Source organism: Streptomyces fulvoviolaceus, assembly GCF_000718165.1.
Classification (GTDB): Bacteria; Actinomycetota; Actinomycetes; order Streptomycetales; family Streptomycetaceae; genus Streptomyces; species Streptomyces fulvoviolaceus.
In genome coordinates this window covers 1-15,617 of sequence record NZ_JOEY01000077.1, presented here as the reverse complement: position 1 = coordinate 15,617, position 15,617 = coordinate 1, and the positions used below count along the sequence as shown (strand labels likewise).

13 protein-coding genes and 2 pseudogenes are annotated in these 15,617 nt (G+C 69.9%); 7 read left to right on the top strand and 8 right to left on the bottom strand.

All coding sequences use genetic code 11. The features are described from left to right. Window positions 1-8: 8 nt before the first annotated feature. Window positions 9-1,385, bottom strand: coding sequence for an FAD-binding oxidoreductase (locus tag IG08_RS0148365; RefSeq protein WP_030619604.1), 1,377 nt, complete (start codon window positions 1,383-1,385; stop codon window positions 9-11). Window positions 1,386-1,552: 167 nt separating this feature from the next. On the opposite strand from IG08_RS0148365, the gene hemB reads away from it, so the two are divergent. Then, a complete protein-coding gene (gene hemB, locus IG08_RS0148360; protein ID WP_030619599.1) occupies window positions 1,553-2,545 on the top strand; it encodes a porphobilinogen synthase in 993 nt (330 codons plus the stop codon). Window positions 2,546-2,554: 9 nt separating this feature from the next. Here the strand turns inward: hemB and IG08_RS60945 are convergent, their stop codons facing one another. Continuing rightward, window positions 2,555-2,704, bottom strand: a complete 150-nt coding sequence (locus tag IG08_RS60945) for a hypothetical protein (RefSeq protein ID WP_199821097.1) — start codon at window positions 2,702-2,704, stop codon at window positions 2,555-2,557. 267 nt (window positions 2,705-2,971) lie between these two features. Between IG08_RS60945 and IG08_RS0148350 the strand changes: the two genes are divergently transcribed. The 3 genes from IG08_RS0148350 to IG08_RS0148340 all read left to right on the top strand — a co-directional run bounded on the left by IG08_RS0148350 (window position 2,972) and on the right by IG08_RS0148340 (window position 6,031). Continuing rightward, window positions 2,972-3,874, top strand: a complete 903-nt coding sequence (locus IG08_RS0148350) for an SAM-dependent methyltransferase (protein WP_030619596.1) — start codon at window positions 2,972-2,974, stop codon at window positions 3,872-3,874. Window positions 3,875-3,979: 105 nt separating this feature from the next. Then, the gene (locus tag IG08_RS0148345) at window positions 3,980-5,191 is read left to right on the top strand and encodes an aminotransferase-like domain-containing protein (protein ID WP_030619593.1); all 1,212 of its coding nucleotides are present in this window, start codon (window positions 3,980-3,982) and stop codon (window positions 5,189-5,191) included. A gap of 9 nt (window positions 5,192-5,200) precedes the next feature. Beyond that, window positions 5,201-6,031: an arylamine N-acetyltransferase family protein gene (locus IG08_RS0148340; protein WP_030619591.1), complete on the top strand. Its 831-nt coding sequence runs from the start codon at window positions 5,201-5,203 to the stop codon at window positions 6,029-6,031. Window positions 6,032-6,037: 6 nt separating this feature from the next. Here the strand turns inward: IG08_RS0148340 and IG08_RS0148335 are convergent, their stop codons facing one another. The 3 genes from IG08_RS0148335 to IG08_RS0148325 are packed head-to-tail and all read right to left on the bottom strand — an operon-like array spanning window position 6,038 to window position 7,921. Further along, a complete protein-coding gene (locus IG08_RS0148335) occupies window positions 6,038-6,826 on the bottom strand; it encodes a DUF4253 domain-containing protein (RefSeq protein ID WP_030619588.1) in 789 nt (262 codons plus the stop codon). A gap of 34 nt (window positions 6,827-6,860) precedes the next feature. Beyond that, a complete protein-coding gene (locus tag IG08_RS0148330) occupies window positions 6,861-7,097 on the bottom strand; it encodes a DUF397 domain-containing protein (RefSeq protein WP_030619585.1) in 237 nt (78 codons plus the stop codon). Continuing rightward, window positions 7,094-7,921, bottom strand: a complete 828-nt coding sequence (locus IG08_RS0148325) for a helix-turn-helix domain-containing protein (protein ID WP_030619582.1) — start codon at window positions 7,919-7,921, stop codon at window positions 7,094-7,096. Before IG08_RS0148325 ends, IG08_RS0148330 begins: the two co-directional genes overlap by 4 nt. A 113-nt stretch (window positions 7,922-8,034) precedes the next feature. On the opposite strand from IG08_RS0148325, the pseudogene IG08_RS58245 reads away from it, so the two are divergent. After that, window positions 8,035-8,427: pseudogene (locus IG08_RS58245) on the top strand (ATP-binding protein); the annotation flags it as partial. A 9-nt stretch (window positions 8,428-8,436) separates the two neighbouring features. On the opposite strand, the gene IG08_RS62025 reads toward IG08_RS58245, so the two are convergent. Next, entirely contained in the window at window positions 8,437-10,470 is a 2,034-nt protein-coding gene (locus IG08_RS62025) for a hypothetical protein (protein WP_030619578.1), read from the bottom strand. Window positions 10,471-10,607: 137 nt separating this feature from the next. Here IG08_RS62025 and IG08_RS60440 point away from each other — a divergent pair, with 137 nt between their 5' ends. Beyond that, window positions 10,608-10,781: a hypothetical protein gene (locus IG08_RS60440; RefSeq protein ID WP_158812379.1), complete on the top strand. Its 174-nt coding sequence runs from the start codon at window positions 10,608-10,610 to the stop codon at window positions 10,779-10,781. A gap of 65 nt (window positions 10,782-10,846) precedes the next feature. Here IG08_RS60440 and argS read toward each other — a convergent pair whose 3' ends face one another. Then, on the bottom strand, window positions 10,847-12,613 hold the full coding sequence (argS, locus tag IG08_RS0148305) for an arginine--tRNA ligase (RefSeq protein ID WP_030619576.1): 1,767 nt from the start codon (window positions 12,611-12,613) through the stop codon (window positions 10,847-10,849). 269 nt (window positions 12,614-12,882) lie between these two features. Here argS and lysS point away from each other — a divergent pair, with 269 nt between their 5' ends. Beyond that, a complete protein-coding gene (lysS, locus tag IG08_RS0148300; protein ID WP_030619573.1) occupies window positions 12,883-14,625 on the top strand; it encodes a lysine--tRNA ligase in 1,743 nt (580 codons plus the stop codon). Between the two features lie 70 nt (window positions 14,626-14,695). Here the strand turns inward: lysS and IG08_RS0148295 are convergent. Beyond that, a pseudogene (locus IG08_RS0148295) lies at window positions 14,696-15,617 on the bottom strand (DUF2637 domain-containing protein); the annotation flags it as partial.

Here is a 15,617-nt window from a genome sequence, read left to right as displayed (position 1 = left end):
CAGGTGACCTACGCGGCTGGGGCCACGGTGTGGCCGTAGCGCAGGAGGTTCGCCGGGTCGTAGGTCGACTTGGTGCGCTGGAGGTGGGCGTATGCCTCCGGTGTCCAGGCTCGGGCGCGGTCCGTGGCGTCGCCGGGGCTGCCGTGGAGATTGGGCATGGTGTGACCCGTGCTGTAAGGGGCCATCGCGGTCAGTAGGGACGCGGTGGCCCTTTCCACTGCCTCGGCCGCTTCCGGGCCGGCCAGGACGCCCACCGCTTCGAGGAAGTAGCCCGCGTCCCGGGCGCAGATCTCGTCCTCCGTGGCGCAGGGGCGGGACAGGGCGGCGCCCATGTGGCGGATCTCGATCAGGAGCAGGGGGTAGTCGGGGACGGCTGGGCCCGCTTCGGCGAGGAAGGTGCTCACCGCCTCGGGGGTGAGGTCGCGCAGGAGCGTGCAGGACTCCCGGGCCGGGAGGGGGTCCTGGGGGTCCTGGTAGATCTGGTCCACGTCGGTGTAGCTCATGTCCGCCACCGTGTCGAAGACCACCGGTGCGGCCGCGCGGATGGGGGCGAGGAGGTTCTGGCCTTCGGCGGGGGCGCCGGTCCAGGCGACCGTCACACGGGACCAGAAGCGGCCGCGGAGGGGCTCGGGGATCTCCGGGAGCGGGGGCAGGCGCAGGAGGTTGAAGCTCGTACACATCTCCGGGGGGAGCGTCGGGGTCCAGTCCGCGTAGGCGGTGAGGAGGGCCTCGGCGTCCGCGCCCGTGCAGTAGATGCCGCCGCCGAGGATGCGGGACAGGGGGAGCAGGTCGGTGGTCATCTCCGTGACCACGCCTACGTTGCCCTTGCCGCCGTGCAGGGCCCGGAACAGGTCGGGTTCGGTGTCGTAGTCGGTGTAGCGGAGCGTGCCGTCCGGGGTGACGACCTGGAACGAGCGGACGAGGTCGGATGCGTAGCCGTATGCCCTGCCCAGGACGGGGAGGCCGCCGCCGAGTGTGTAGCCGATGGCGCCCACGTCCGTGGAGGAGCCGTTGAGGGTGGCCAGGCCGTGGGGGACCGATGCGTTCAGTACGTCGCGCCACTTCGCGCCGGCGGCGATCGTGGCGGTGCGGGTGACCGGGTCCACCTGTACGTCGGTCATGCGGGACGTGTTGATCAGGAGGCCGTCGTTGATCGGGAAGTTCGCGCCGTGGCCGGTGGCCTGGACGGTGACGGGGGTGCGGGTGGCTGCCGCCCAGCGCATCGCGGTGACTATGTCGGCGGTGCCGGTCGCTCCGACCACGATGTCGGGGGTGTGGCGGGGGGCCAGGTTGAAGCCGGTCACTTCCGCGGCGTAGGCGTCGTCGGTGGGGCGTAGGACGGGGCCCTTGATTTCGGAGAGGGCGAAGAGGTCGGGGGCGGTCATGGGAGTCCTCCTGCCTTGTCCTTTCAGCTTGGACCCTGTGAGGGGTGGGGCGCATGTGGAGGGTTTTGACCCCGGCGCCTGTGGCGTCTGTGCGGGTCTGTGAGCGCCTGTGCGCGCCGACGGGCCGTCGGCAAAGGTGGTCCTGGGGCGGGCGTAGCGTAGGGCGCATGTCGAAGTACGGATCCTTCCCCGGCACGCGGCCGCGGCGGCTGCGGACCACCCCCGTCATGCGGCGCATGGTCGCCGAGACCCGGCTGCATCCGGCCGATTTCATCCTTCCGGCGTTCGTGCTGGAAGGGGCGGCTGAGCCCGTGCCGATCTCGGCGATGCCGGGCGTTGTGCAGCACTCGCGGGACAGCCTGAAGAAGGCCGCCGCGGAGGCCGTCGAGGCCGGGATCTCCGGGATCATGCTCTTCGGGGTGCCGGAGGAGAGCAAGAAGGACGCCCTGGGGACGCCCGGAACCGATCCGGACGGGATTCTGCAGGTCGCGATCCGGGATGTGCGGGCCGAGGTCGGCGACGATCTTCTTGTCATGTCCGATGTCTGCCTCGACGAGACCATCGACCACGGGCACTGCGGGGTGCTGGACGCCGAAGGGCGCGTCGACAATGACGCCACCCTTGAGCGGTACGCCGAGATGGCCCAGGTGCAGGCTGACGCGGGTGCCCATGTGGTGGGGCCCAGCGGGATGATGGACGGGCAGATCGGGGTCATCCGGGACGCCCTGGATCAGATCGGGCGGGAGGATGTCGCCATCCTCGCGTACACCGCCAAGTACGCGTCCGCCTTCTACGGGCCCTTCCGGGAGGCCGTCGCCTCCTCGCTGAAGGGCGACCGGAAGACGTATCAGCAGGACCCGGCCAATGCGCGGGAGTCCCTGCGGGAGCTGGCCCTCGATCTGGAGGAGGGCGCCGACATGGTGATGGTGAAGCCCGCCGGACCGTATCTGGACATCCTGGCCCGGGTCGCGGACGCGGTGGACGTGCCTGTCGCCGCCTATCAGATCTCCGGCGAGTACTCGATGGTCGAGGCGGCCGCCGAGAAGGGCTGGATCGACCGGGACCGGGCGATCCTGGAGACGCTGACCGGTATCAAGCGGGCCGGGGCGCAGAACATCCTGACGTACTGGGCGGTCGAGGCTGCGCGCAAGTTGCGTTAGGACGCCGCTTCACCGGGTGGAGTGCTGCGAGGAGGACACCCCCGACGGGCCCTCGTCGCGTACGCCCGTTCCGTCGTTGCAGCCCGTGAGTACGAGCGCGGCGAGCAGCACGGCCGACACGGTGGTGAGCAGGCGTGGGCGGGCGGTGCGTTCGGACATGGAGCGGCCCTCTCGGTGAGTGGTTCGGGGCGGGTCGCTCCAGCTTGTGCGGTGGTCCGTCCCGGTCGCCACAGTTGCCGGGGTATTCGGGACGCCGGGCCGATGAGACGGCCGCTGACCTGCGGGGATGTCGTGTCCCGGGACGTCGGCGCGGGACGCCGTAACTGTGAAGTCAGGGCGTGGGCACCATCAAGTCCCGCCGGGAGTTAGGTTGTTGGCCATCGCAGTGGTTGTCCGTTGAAAGACAGACTCTCCAGGGAGACGCCCATGTCCGGTGACGCGCTCAGCCAGGATCCAGCCGTGCTCGCCAAGAGGATCGACACCAGCAAGGCACATCCGGCCCGCGTCTACGACGTCTTCCTCGGCGGCAAGGACAACTACCCCAACGACCGCGCCGCGGCGGCCGCCGCCCTCTCCGCCAACCCGCGCGGCTACCTCGACGTACGGCACAACCGCGACTTCATGCGCCGTGCCGTGACGAGAATGGCCGCGGACCACGGCATCCGCCAGTTCCTCGACATCGGCACCGGGCTGCCCACCGCGGAGAACGTCCACCAGATCGCCCAGCGGGTCATCCCCGACTCGCGGGTCGTCTACGTCGATCACGACCCCGTCGTCCTCGCCCACGCGCGGGCCCTGCTGACCAGCGGGCCCGAGGGGCGTACCGACTACGTCGACGCCGACCTGCGCGAACCGGCCCAGATCCTCGAGCAGGCCGCCAAGACCCTCGACTTCGACGAGCCGATCGCCCTGTGCCTGGTCGCGCTCCTGCACTTCGTCGAGGACGAGCAGGCCTATCCGGTCGTGCGGGGGCTGGTGGAGGCGCTGCCCTCCGGCAGCCGGCTCGTGCTCACCCATCTCACCGACGAGATCCATCCCGTGCCGACCCGGGCGGTCCAGCGCACGTACACCGAGCGCGGGTTCACCTTCGTGTTCCGGTCGAAGGACGAGGTGGAGCGGTTCTTCACCGAGACGCCCGGCATCACGCTCGACGAGCCCGGTGTCGTCCCCGTCCACCAGTGGCACCCGGACCCCGCCCCCGCGCCGCCGGCCATCGAGCCGGAGGACTTCGAGCCCCTCGACGACATCGAGAAGATCCGTTACCGCGACATCAACGACGTGACGGACGACGACATCAACGTCTATGGCGCGACCGGCCTGAAGGGCTGATCGGGCCGCGGGCCGCGTCCGTATCGCGGAAACCTGCTTGTAGGCGGCACGTACTTGCCTAGGCTGCGCGGCACCAGTCGTCACGTCAGCCGAAGGAGCCGTGCCATGACGGTCACCGAGCCCGCGTCCACCCTTGCCGCCGATCTGCCGCCGTTGGCCGCGCGGGCCCGGTCGATAGGAGGGTCGCCCGTACGGGACATCCTCGCCGTCACCGCCCGCCCCGAGGTCATCAACTTCGCGGGCGGGCTGCCGGCACCGGAACTGTTCGACGCGGAGGGCATCGCGGCCGCCTATCGGGCCGTCCTCGCCGAGGTGCCCGGGCGGGCGCTCCAGTACTCCACGACGGAGGGCGAGCCGGGGCTCCGGGCGGCGCTGGCGGGACGGATGTCGGTGCGTGGGCTGCCCACGGACGCGGACGATGTCCTGGTCACCACGGGTTCGCAGCAGGCGCTGTCCCTGCTTGCCACTGCTCTGGTGGAACCCGGCGACACGGTCCTCGTCGAAAGTCCCTGTTATCTGGCGGCACTTCAGGTCTTCGGCTTCGCGGGGGCGCGGGTCGTGGCCGTGCCGGGGGACGCGGAGGGGATCGATCCGGTCGCGCTGGAGGAGTTGGTGGTGCGGGAGCGGCCCAAGCTGCTCTACACCGTGCCCACCTTCCAGAACCCGACCGGGCGGACGCTGTCTTGCGAACGCCGGGCCGCCGTCGCGTCCGTGGCCGCCCGCCGGGGGCTGTGGATCGTCGAGGACGACCCCTACGGCGAACTCCGCTTCGAGGGCGAGCGGGTGCCGTGGATCGCCTCCCTGGCCGAGGCCCACGACCGGGTCGTGCTCCTCGGCTCCTTCTCCAAGGTCATGGCCCCCGGCCTGCGGCTCGGCTGGCTGCGGGCTCCCGGCGAGCTCCGCCGGGCCTGCACGGTCGCCAAGCAGGCCGCGGATCTCCACACGCCGACCGTCAACCAGCTTGCCGCGGCACGGTACTTGGCGGACCGGGACCTGGACGCACACGTGGCGCGGGTCGCGGGCGTGTACCGCGAGCGCCGGGACGCCATGCTGGCCGGGCTGGCGGACGCCCTGCCCGAGGGGTCGACCTGGAGTCGTCCCGAGGGCGGGATGTTCCTCTGGGCGCGACTGCCTTCGTCGTACGACGCGAGCGCTCTGCTGCCGAAGGTGGTGCGGGAGAACGTGGCGTACGTGCCCGGGGCGCCCTTCTACGCCGGTGAGCCCGATCGCTCGACCCTCCGCCTGTGCTTCGTGACGCAGACTCCGGAGGAGATCGGGGAGGGGCTGCGGAGGCTGGGGGCGGGGCTGCGGCCCTAGTGTGAAGGCATGTCCGACACCGTGCAGTTCGACCTTGACGCGTATCTGGGGCGCATCGGTTGGGAGGGGGAGCGGCGGGCCGACCCGGTGACGCTGAAGGGTGTGCACCTCGCGCACCTGCGGGGCATCCCGTTCGAGAACCTGGACGCCCTGCGCCGTACGGCGCCCTCCCTCGACCCCGCCGATCTGATGGCCAAGCTGGTCCACAGCCGGCGCGGTGGTTACTGCTACGAGCACAACACGCTGCTCTCGCTCGCCCTGGAGACGCTGGGCTTCCGGGTGACCCGGCTGGCCGCCCGCGTCATCCTGGGCGCGGAGACGGTGGAGAGCCGGCCGCGCACGCACATGGCCCTGCTCGTCGAGGTGCCGGGCGATCCGCGGCCGTATCTGGCCGATGTCGGTTTCGGGGCGATCGGGGCGCTGCTGGAGCCGGTGCCGTTGAGGGCCGGTGTGGAGTTCCGTGATGCCGGGCGTCGCCATCGGCTCGTGCACGTGCCGCACCGGGGGCCGCTGGAGCTGTGGGTGCTCCAGGCGTACGAGGAGCGGACCGGATCCTGGGCGGGGCAGTACGCCTTCACTCTGGAACCGTTCGAGAAGCCCGACTTCGAGGTCATCAACTGGCACATCGGGACGAACCCGCGCTCCCCCTTCACCCAGCAGATCTACGTCCAGAGCGTCAGCGCCGAACGGCACCTGCTCCTCCACGGCAGCCTCCTCACCGAGACGCGGGCCGACGGCACGGTGAGGGAACGGAAGGTCCCGGACGAGACGGAGGCGCGGCGGCTGCTGGAGGAGGAGTTCGGGATCACGGCTCCCGAGGGGATGACCCTCCTGGGGTGACCGGCGTCAGTCCCACCAGAAGTGCCAGGCGGGCTGGTTGAGGAGTTGGCGCTCGGCGTACGTCTGCAGGGTTGTGTTGCTGCTCTGCCAGATGTTGTCCGGGCAGAAGGCGAAGTGCTCGGCTGCGAGGGCCTCCGCGTCGGCCGGTGTCGTCGGCGGGTTGGCGACCGACACCAACAGGTGGTCGAAGCCGAGTGCCACGACCCGTATGCCGAAGCGGTCCTCCCAGGAGCGGAGGATCGCTGAGAGGCGGGCGGTGTCGTTCTCGTGGTTCGCCGGGCCCGTCCAGCCGATCGCCGCCGGGATGTCCGCGCTGCGGCGGGCGGGGACGAGGGCGAGGCGGGGCTCCTTGAGGGGGCCGCCGTCCGCGAGGAGATCTGCGGCGATCCCGGTGGCCGTGGTGTCGGGGTCGTCGTCGGTGACGGTCGGCTCTGCCAGGCCCGGCCAGTCTTCCCCGTCCGCCGCGCACTCGTCCCAGAACTCGGCCAGTACGTCCTCGGCGTCGTGATCCCCGGGGTACGACATCTCCCCGGGCATCAACTCCCACTCCTCCGGCCCGCCATGGCCGTCTCCGAGGTCCAGGACGACCGGGAGCAGTCCGGTTGCCCTCGGGGCCGCCTCCAGCACGGTCCAGTCACCCGGGGTCGCCCGTCCGTCCGCGAGCCACAGCAGCGGCTCGTGCCAGGGGCCCTCGTCGGTCGCGTCGATCAGTTCCCCGGGCGGGAGTTGCAGGCCGAGGGCGCGGCCGCTCGGGTCGGCGGCCAGTGTGGGGAGGGGGTTGGGAAGTGTCGCCATGTCGGTGACTGTAGGGGGTGGGACTGACAGTGGGTTACTGGGCGCACGCGACGAACGCCGCCCAGGCGGTGCTGCTGACCTGGAACGTCGGGCCGTTCGGGGTCTTGGAGTCGCGGATGTGGATGGTGTGGGGGCAGGTGGCTACCTCGACGCACTCGCCGCCCTCGTCGCCGCTGTAGCTGGACCTGCGCCAGGAGGCGGCGACTTCGAGGCACGCGCCGCCTTCGCTGCTGCTGTAGGTCGACTTGAACCACTGAAGTGCGGTGTTCATGGCTCTCCTAGCAGACGATCCAGCAGGCTTCTTGACTCCTCGATGGTGAGGGCCTGCGTCCGCAGCATCGCATACTTGCGCGCCAGGATGGACACCTCATCTGGATCGGAAACCCACTGGCTGCCGCGCTGCGACTCGGTGTAGGCGAAGTGCTGATGGTCGGGAGTCTCGACAAGGATGAAGGGGCCAGCGTCTCCTGCGTGAGACGGACGGTTCAGCGGCAGGATCTGCAACGAAAGACAAGGCAGTTCGGAGCACTCGCGCAGGAAGTGCAGCTGTTCGAGATGGACTTCGCGTCCTCCGGTGGGCATGAGAAGTGCCGGTTCCCAGACCACGAAGCTCAGGGTCGGTGGAACCTTGCGGTGCAGGATCTCCCGGCGATCGATACGAGCAACGACCTTGGTCTCCAACTCGTCTGTGTCGTAGGCCGGAACGCGGCCGCTCAGGAGGGCGTGGGCGTACGCCTTGGTCTGCAGCAGGCCGGGCACGACCGCGTTGTCGTACCAGGACAGCGCGATCGCCTCCCGCTCATGCTCCATATACAGCTCCGCCCACATCGGGAACTGGTCGATGTCCGGGAGGTTGGCCACGCCCGCCGACAGCATCCCCTTCGTCTGGAGGACCTCGTCCAGGAGGGCCGCCAGGTCCGGCTTCAGCGCCCTTCTGCCCTGCTCGATCGACGCGATCGTCTCCTCGTCGACTCGGACGAGTTCGGCGAGGGCACTCTGTGTAAGACCCGCGGCGCGCCTCGCCGCGCCGAGTTGCTTGCCCAGCATCTTCATCGAGGTCAGGTTCTTCGGCCGCGGCGGCCTCTTCGCGCTCATGCTGGTCTCAATCCCCCAGGGCACACGTACGTCACCGGGTGTGAGCCCGTACAAAAAATCCGTACGGGTTCACCGGGTGATCAACGGTAGTCACTCTCCGCGACCCTCGTACCGTGAACGCCAAACCCGAACTCCCCTACCAGCGCGACCAGTTCTACCGGCGCGACCGCCGCTCCGTGTCCGCCGCCAGGCGGTTCGCGTGGTGGTCGCTCAAGCACTGGGGGCTCGCCGACTGGGACCGCGCCGACGACGTGTCGCTGTGCGTGAGCGAGCTGGCGACCAACGCGCTCGTGCACGGGGCGCCGCCGGGGCGGGGGTTCCTGCTGCGGGTGCGGTACGACGGGGACGTACTGCGGGTGGAAGTGCACGACAGCGGGGCCGGTGAGCCGCGCGTCGCGGACGAGGCCGACGAAGGCGGGCGGGGGCTGCTGCTTGTCGCCGCGCTCGCCGACAAGTGGGGGGTGGGGCGGCGGGATCCGGGCAAGGTGGTGTGGTGTGAGTTCGGGTGGGGTGGGTCAGGTCTCGTCGGTGGGCGGGGTCATGAAGTTGGGGGAGAGCAAGCCTCTGTAGGGCTCGAAGATCCTCTCCGGGGAGAGTTGGCGCTTGGCGAGTCGATCGGCGATCACGTCGAGTCCTTCCAGTGACTCCCGGCGGATGATCAGAGGCATCACCTCCGCGGCCAGCTCCCTTGCCGCACCGTCGAGGGGAGGCGGCCACTCCTTGTGGAGGCTGACGATGACATCGGCCAGCTCGTACGAGTCGCCTTGGTACAGGCTCGGCAGCATCTCGCCCAAGTACATGCGAGGAAGCGTGGTCCACAGGCGCAGCAGCAACTCGGTCTGGGCGAACGGGGGCCGAGGAAACGCGGCGAGGAGCATCCAGCCGAACTGGGTGTTCTCGTCGCCGTCCTCGATGACCATGAGGTCGTCCACCAGGGCGAGGACCTCGTCCACCGGCCACTCGCTGATGACGGCTCCGAGGACGTGGGTGTGCGAGCCCATGCGGTCGTGGGGCATCTGCACCCGCAGGTAGTCCACGACATCCGCCCGTGGCCGCCGGGCGAACGCGGCGACTCCCCACCGCACCGTCCTCGGGAGGTCATCACCCGAGGCGGTCAGCAGTCGGGTCAGGGCGTACACATCCGCCGGCGTACGCAGCAACACCGCCGCCAGCAGCATCTGCGCGCCCTGCTCGGCACGTGGCACGGGGCCGGGCGTTTTCGCGAGGGCGAGAACCAGCGGTGCGAGTTCGTCCGGGGGCAGGGACAGCGCCAGCGCGGTCCGCAGCCGGGCGGAGCCCTCCGCCCAGTGGTGTGCCAGGAGGCGGTCCGCCAGCAGCATGACCTCACGGGGCCGTCGGTCCCGTACGAACTGCTCGAAGCGGGGATCGTGCGGGTCGCGGGCTGCCAGCAGCGGGACCGCCGTCTCCTCGGCCCAGGTGAACGCCCCTGTCGGCACGTCCCCCAGCATGTCCCACCATGGCGCGTTGTCCGTGGCGTCCGTGCTGGTCGGGCCGTTGTCCGCGTTGTCCATGGCGTCCACGGCGTCCGCGGCCGACAACGGGAAGGTCTCCGCATCGTCGTCGAGATCGAGCACCGCGCTGCGCAGGCGGTCCGCGATCGTCCGGCTGACCGCCTCGGCCCGGTCGAGGGCGGCGTCCACGTCGTCGCCGTAGGCGCCGAGCGGGGCGATGTCGGCCGCGACCTGCGTCGTGCCGGCAGCGCCGTCCGCCCCGGGAAGCCGTAGGGCGGCCTGCAGCGGAAGCACCTCGCGGCGGATGTCGCGGGTCCTGGTCACGGCCTCCGCGAGGAGCGCGGCCGCCAGTCTGCGGTCCCGCTCGGTACGGTCCAGCCCGGCCCTGGTCCGGCCGTGCCGCTCGACCGTGCGGGCCAGTTCCGCGTCCACGCTGCGCAGGCGGGCCAGGTCGGGCGGGACCACCGACATGGTCAACTCCCGTTCCCGGGTGAGGTGTTCCACCTCGTCGGCGAGCACCGTCACCCAGACGGACAGCACGGAGGAGAGGCTGGCCGTGTCGCGCAGAGCCAGCTCGGACTGGTGCTGGACCCGGTTCAGTGCCTCCAACTCGGCGTTCTTGAGGTGGAGTTCGTCATGGAGTTCCAGAAGCCTCTGCTGGGCGGCCACCGCCACGTGCCGGAGGACCGGGTTTCTCTCCTGCGTCGCGTCGAGAACCGGAGTACGCCGTCTCTCCGCCCTGGCCAGCAGGGCGGCGCCCTCGGCGAGCAGACGGCCACGCCTCGGCCGTAGCTCTTGCTCCTCCGTGCAGGCCTCGACGACCGCTGTGACGAACTCCGCCTCGAGTTTGGCGCCGGCCAGTCGTTCACTGACCGCCGACGAGCTCATGTCGATCGCCTCGGCGAGACCTCGCACGGTCATCCCGGCGTCGTGCATGCGGTTCCGCAGGAAGCTCGCGAGAGCCGTGTACTCCTCCGTGTCCGCCCGTACCGGGCTGAACTTCCGGCCCGGCCGACCGGCCGACCGGCTCTTGTGCGGATCTTGCTCCGCCATCTGTCCCCCGGGGCCGTTGTCCATGGACAACGGTCATTGTCCGCCAGGGTCGTGCTCATGGTCAGCCGCTTCGGCTTCGAGGTTGAGGACAAATTTCCGTACTCCGCACGCTGCTTCCGCGGGACGGAAACGCCGTCCGCACTGCTGGGAATCGAGGAATCATGCACCGACCCAAGCGCGCGATCGACCTGCTGGCCTTCGTCGCCGTCCTGGTGACGGTCGTCGTCCTGCTGCTCATCGGCGTACCGCCGCAGTCCCTGGCGATGGTCGTCGTCGCCATGGCCGGCCTGTACGGAGCCTGGCTGGGCGTCGGACGGGGCGGGAAGGAGGGGTAGTGGCACGGGACGGAAGAGCCCCGCACCCGGGATACCGGAGTGCGGGGCTCTTCTCGCGTGTGCCGTCAGAGACGCTCGGGCGTCCTGATTCCCAGAAGCGCCATTCCCCGGTGCAGCGTCCGCGCGGTGACGTCGCACAGGAACAGGCGGTTCTCGACCTGGGCGGGGGTGTCCGCCTTCAGGACCGGGCACTGGTCGTAGAACGTCGTGTACAGCGACGCCAGTTGGTACAGGTACGCCGCCAGCTTGTGCGGGGCGTACTCCGCCGTCGCCTCCGCGAGGAGCTCGCCGAACGCGTCCAGGTGCAGGCCCAACGCCCGCTCCGCCGGGGCGAGTTCGAGCTCCGGGTGGGCGGCCGGGGCCGTGCCCGAAGGCGCCTTGCGGAGGATCGACTTGATACGGGCGTACGCGTACTGGAGGTAGACCGACGTGTCGCCGTTCAGCGACACCATCTGGTCCAGGTCGAACTTGTAGTCCCGGTTCGCCGACGTCGACAGGTCCGCGTACTTCACGGCGCCGATCCCGACGTACCGGCCGTTCTCGACGATCTCCTCCTCGCTCAGGCCCACCTTCTCGGCCTTCTCGCGCACGACCGCAGTGGCCCGCTCGACCGCCTCGTCGAGGAGGTCCTCCAGCTTCACCGTCTCGCCCTCACGGGTCTTGAACGGCTTGCCGTCCGCGCCCAGCACCGTGCCGTAGCCCATGTTGTGCGCGGTGACCTCGTCGGTGAGCCAGCCCGCCCGGCGGGCCGTCTCGAAGACCATCTTGAAGTGCAGCGACTGGCGTACGTCCACGACGTAGATCAGCGTCGTGGCGTCCAGGTCGGTGACGCGGTTGCGGATCGCGGAGAGGTCGGAGGCCGCGTAGCCGAAGCCGCCGTCCGCCTTCTGCACGATCAGCGGCACCGGCTGGTCGTCCTTGCCGCGGATCTCGTCGAAGAAGACCACGAGCGCGCCGTCGGAGCGCACGGCGACACCGGACTCCTCCAGCAGCCGCGCCGTCTCCGGCATCAGGTCGTTGTACGCGGACTCGCCGACGATCTCGTCGTCGCGGACCTCCATGTCCAGCTTCTCGAAGACCGAGTAGAAGTAGACCTTCGACTCGTCCACGAACTGCTGCCACAGGTCGAGGGTCTCCTTGTCGCCGGACTGCAGGGCGACGACCCTCTTGCGCGCCCGCTCCTTGAACTCCTCGTCGGAGTCGAAGACCGCGCGCGACGCCTTGTACACCCGGTTCAGGTTCGACATGGCCTGCTCGCCGTCGACGTCCGTCGCCGGGGCCAGTACACCGGGGTTCTCGATCAGGTACTGGATCAGCATGCCGAACTGGGTGCCCCAGTCGCCGATGTGGTGCCGGCCGATCGTCTGCTCGCCGGTGAAGTCGAGCATGCCGCGCAGGGCGTCGCCGATGACCGCGGAGCGGAGGTGGCCGACGTGCATTTCCTTGGCCACGTTCGGCTGGGCGTAGTCGATGACGGTGACGCCGGGGTTCTTCTTCGGAGGCACGCCGAGGCGGTCCGCGTCCGCGTAGCGCTCCGCGAGGTTCCTGGTGATCGCCTTGTCGCTGATCGTGATGTTCAGGAAGCCGGGGCCGGAGACCTCGATGTCCTTGATCACGTCACCGGTGACGACCTGGGAGACGACCTGCGTCGCCAGCTCCCGCGGGTTGGCCTTCGCCTTCTTGGCCAGCGCGAGGATGCCGTTGGCCTGGAAGTCGGCCCGGTCGCTACGTCGCAGCAGAGGGTCTGCGTCCGCGGACTCCGGCAGGCTGGCCGAGAGGGCGGTCGCGAGGTGCTGGTTGACGAGGTCGGTGAGGGACGTGACCGGGGCCATGGGGTGGGAGCCGTTCTCCTCGGTGGGATTGATAGACACGGTCAGTATCCCATGGGGGGTAAAGCGAGTTTTGCGGGTGCGGGCCGGTGGGGGCTGGTCGCGCCCCGCGGCGGAGCCGCAGATCGATACAGCCCCGCGCCCCTGGAAGGCGGCTGCGCCGCCTATCGGGCGTGGTCGTGAAAAGCCGTTTTCGCGGATGCGGCCCCGCCGGGGACAATGGAGCGGTCAGCCGTGCGACCGTACCGGCTGCCCGATGCAGAAAGAAGGACGTGCCGATCGTGGCTCAGAGCACCGAGACCACCGACTGGGTCTCCCGTTTCGCGGATGAGGTCATCGAGGAGTCGGAGCGTCGGGCCCCGGGCAAACCCGTCGTCGTCGCGTCCGGGCTCTCGCCCTCCGGCCCGATCCACCTCGGCAACCTCCGCGAGGTCATGACCCCCCACCTCGTCGCCGACGAGATCCGGCGCCGTGGCCACCAGGTCCGGCACCTCATCTCCTGGGACGACTACGACCGGTACCGGAAGGTGCCGGCCGGTGTCGCCGGGGTCGACGACTCGTGGGGCGAGCACATCGGCAAGCCGCTGACCTCCGTCCCGGCGCCGAAGGGCTCGTCGTACCCGAACTGGGCCGAGCACTTCAAGGCCAGCATGGTCGAGGCGCTCGCCGAGCTGGGCGTCGAGTTCGACGGGATCAGCCAGACCGCGCAGTACACCTCCGGCGTGTACCGCGAGCAGATCCTGCACGCCATCAAGCACCGCGGCGACATCGACGCGATCCTCGACCAGTACCGGACCAAGAAGGCTCCCGCGAAGAAGCAGTCGCAGAAGCCCCTCGACGAGGCCGAGCTCGAGGCCGCCGAGGGCTCCGGTGCCGCCGCCGAGGACGACGGCAGCTCCGGTGCCGCCGGGTACTTCCCGTACAAGCCCTACTGCGGCAACTGCGAGAAGGACCTCACCACCGTCACCTCGTACGACGACGACACCACCGAGCTGTCGTACACCTGCGACGCCTGCGGCTTCTCCGAGACCGTCCGGCTGAGCGAGTTCAACCGCGGCAAGCTGGTCTGGAAGGTCGACTGGCCGATGCGGTGGGCGTACGAGGGGGTTGTGTTCGAGCCGAGCGGTGTCGACCACTCGTCTCCGGGTTCCTCCTTCCAGGTCGGCGGGCAGATCGTCGGGATCTTCGGCGGCAAGCAGCCGATCGGGCCCATGTACGCCTTTGTGGGGATCTCCGGGATGGCGAAGATGTCGTCCTCGCGTGGTGGGGTTCCGACGCCCGGCGACGCGCTGAAGATCATGGAGCCGCAGCTCCTGCGCTGGCTCTACGCCCGGCGCCGGCCCAACCAGTCCTTCAAGATCGCCTTCGACCAGGAGATCCAGCGCCTCTACGACGAGTGGGACAAGCTCGACGCGAAGGTGGCCGACGGGTCCGCCCTGCCGGCCGACATCGCCGCACACGCGCGTGCCGTGCGGACCGCCGCCGGTGAGCTGCCCCGTACGCCGCGGCCGATGCCGTACCGGACCCTCGCGTCCGTCGCCGACATCACCGCCGGGCACGAGGACCAGGCCCTGCGCATCCTCAGCGAGCTCGACCCCGCCAACCCGATCGCCGCGCTCGACGAGGTGCGGCCGCGGCTCGACAAGGCCGAGGCCTGGATCAACACGCAAGTGCCCGCCGACCAGCGGACCATCGTGCGCGACGAGCCGGACGCGGAGCTGCTGAAGTCCCTCGACGAGGCGTCCCGGCAGTCCCTGCGGCTGCTGGCGGACGGGCTGGCCTCGCACTGGTCGCTCGACGGGCTGACGCATCTTGTGTACGGCGTGCCCAAGGTGCAGGCCGGGTTCTCGGCGGACGCGACGCCGAAGGAGCTGCCGCCGGAGATCAAGACCGCCCAGCGGACCTTCTTCGCGCTGCTCTACCACCTGCTGGTCGGGCGGGACACCGGTCCGCGTCTGCCCACGCTGCTGCTGGCGGTCGGGCAGGAGCGGGTGCGGGCCCTGCTCGGGGAGTAAGCCGCTTCGTTACGACGATGGGGGCGCCCGGTGACATCACCGGGCGCCCCCATCGTCGTACCCCTCGGGGCTACGCGATGTGGTCCTCTTGCAGTTCCGCCGTGTGGCGGTTGGTGAAGCGGTTGACCATGCGGTCGGCCTCACGCTGCGGGAGCACGACTCCGAAGGTCGCCTCCACGTCGCCCCTGAGCTGGCCCGAGGTGGGGTAGCTGCCGTCTATCGACTTCTTGAAGACCATGTAGAAGTCCTCCTCGGTCGGCTCCGGGGTGCCGCCGCCCTCGCCCAGCTCACGGGTGCGGCCCGGGCCCGACGGGATGGGGAAGCTGCCGGTCTCCTCCATGGAGGGTTCCGGGGGCATGGATTCCTCGAAGAGCTGCTGCTGCTCCCGGAACTGCTGCTCCTGGAACTGCCGTTCCTGGTACTGCTGCCGTGCCTGGTGCTGCTGCTCCTGGTACTGCTCGGCCTGGACCTGCTCCGCGTACCACTGCTCGTACTGCTCCGGCGCGTCGTACGCGGGGTCGTAGCCGCCCTGGTAGTCGATCTGCTTGGGGGCTTCGAACCACGGACTCTGGTCCGGGTCCAGTGCGTTTTCCACTTGCTCGGCTTGGGGGTTGCTGTCGAGCTCCAGGCGCTGCTCGCCGGGAGGTGCCGCTCTCTGTGGGTCGGGAGCCGCCCCAGCGGCACGACTGCCCGCAGCTGCGGCAGCAGGGATTTCAGGCTGCTGAGGCGCCGGAGGCAGCAGCGCCGGCTCGATCCCCGCCGCCGCCAGGCCCGACGGGGCCGTGTCCGCCAGCGGGACGCCGTAGCGCGCCAGCCTCAGCGGCATCAGGCTCTCCACCGGGGCCTTGCGGCGCCATGCCCGGCCGAATCGGGAGCGGAGGCGGGCCTGGTACACCAGGCGCTCCTGCTCCAGCTTGATGACCTGCTCGTAGGAGCGCAGCTCCCACAGCTTCATGCGGCGCCACAGGAGGAAGGTCGGGAGCGGGGAGAGC

What these genes read in the sequence shown, in the direction of transcription:
- IG08_RS0148365 (WP_030619604.1), bottom strand. Translation starts at nt 1,385, where the DNA reads ATGACCGCCCCCGACCTCTTCGCCCTCTCCGAAATCAAGGGCCCCGTC.
- hemB (WP_030619599.1), top strand. Translation starts at nt 1,553, where the DNA reads ATGTCGAAGTACGGATCCTTCCCCGGCACGCGGCCGCGGCGGCTGCGG.
- IG08_RS60945 (WP_199821097.1), bottom strand. Translation starts at nt 2,704, where the DNA reads ATGTCCGAACGCACCGCCCGCCCACGCCTGCTCACCACCGTGTCGGCC.
- IG08_RS0148350 (WP_030619596.1), top strand. Translation starts at nt 2,972, where the DNA reads ATGTCCGGTGACGCGCTCAGCCAGGATCCAGCCGTGCTCGCCAAGAGG.
- IG08_RS0148345 (WP_030619593.1), top strand. Translation starts at nt 3,980, where the DNA reads ATGACGGTCACCGAGCCCGCGTCCACCCTTGCCGCCGATCTGCCGCCG.
- IG08_RS0148340 (WP_030619591.1), top strand. Translation starts at nt 5,201, where the DNA reads ATGTCCGACACCGTGCAGTTCGACCTTGACGCGTATCTGGGGCGCATC.
- IG08_RS0148335 (WP_030619588.1), bottom strand. Translation starts at nt 6,826, where the DNA reads ATGGCGACACTTCCCAACCCCCTCCCCACACTGGCCGCCGACCCGAGC.
- IG08_RS0148330 (WP_030619585.1), bottom strand. Translation starts at nt 7,097, where the DNA reads ATGAACACCGCACTTCAGTGGTTCAAGTCGACCTACAGCAGCAGCGAA.
- IG08_RS0148325 (WP_030619582.1), bottom strand. Translation starts at nt 7,921, where the DNA reads ATGAGCGCGAAGAGGCCGCCGCGGCCGAAGAACCTGACCTCGATGAAG.
- IG08_RS62025 (WP_030619578.1), bottom strand. Translation starts at nt 10,470, where the DNA reads ATGGACAACGGCCCCGGGGGACAGATGGCGGAGCAAGATCCGCACAAG.
- IG08_RS60440 (WP_158812379.1), top strand. Translation starts at nt 10,608, where the DNA reads ATGCACCGACCCAAGCGCGCGATCGACCTGCTGGCCTTCGTCGCCGTC.
- argS (WP_030619576.1), bottom strand. Translation starts at nt 12,613, where the DNA reads ATGGCCCCGGTCACGTCCCTCACCGACCTCGTCAACCAGCACCTCGCG.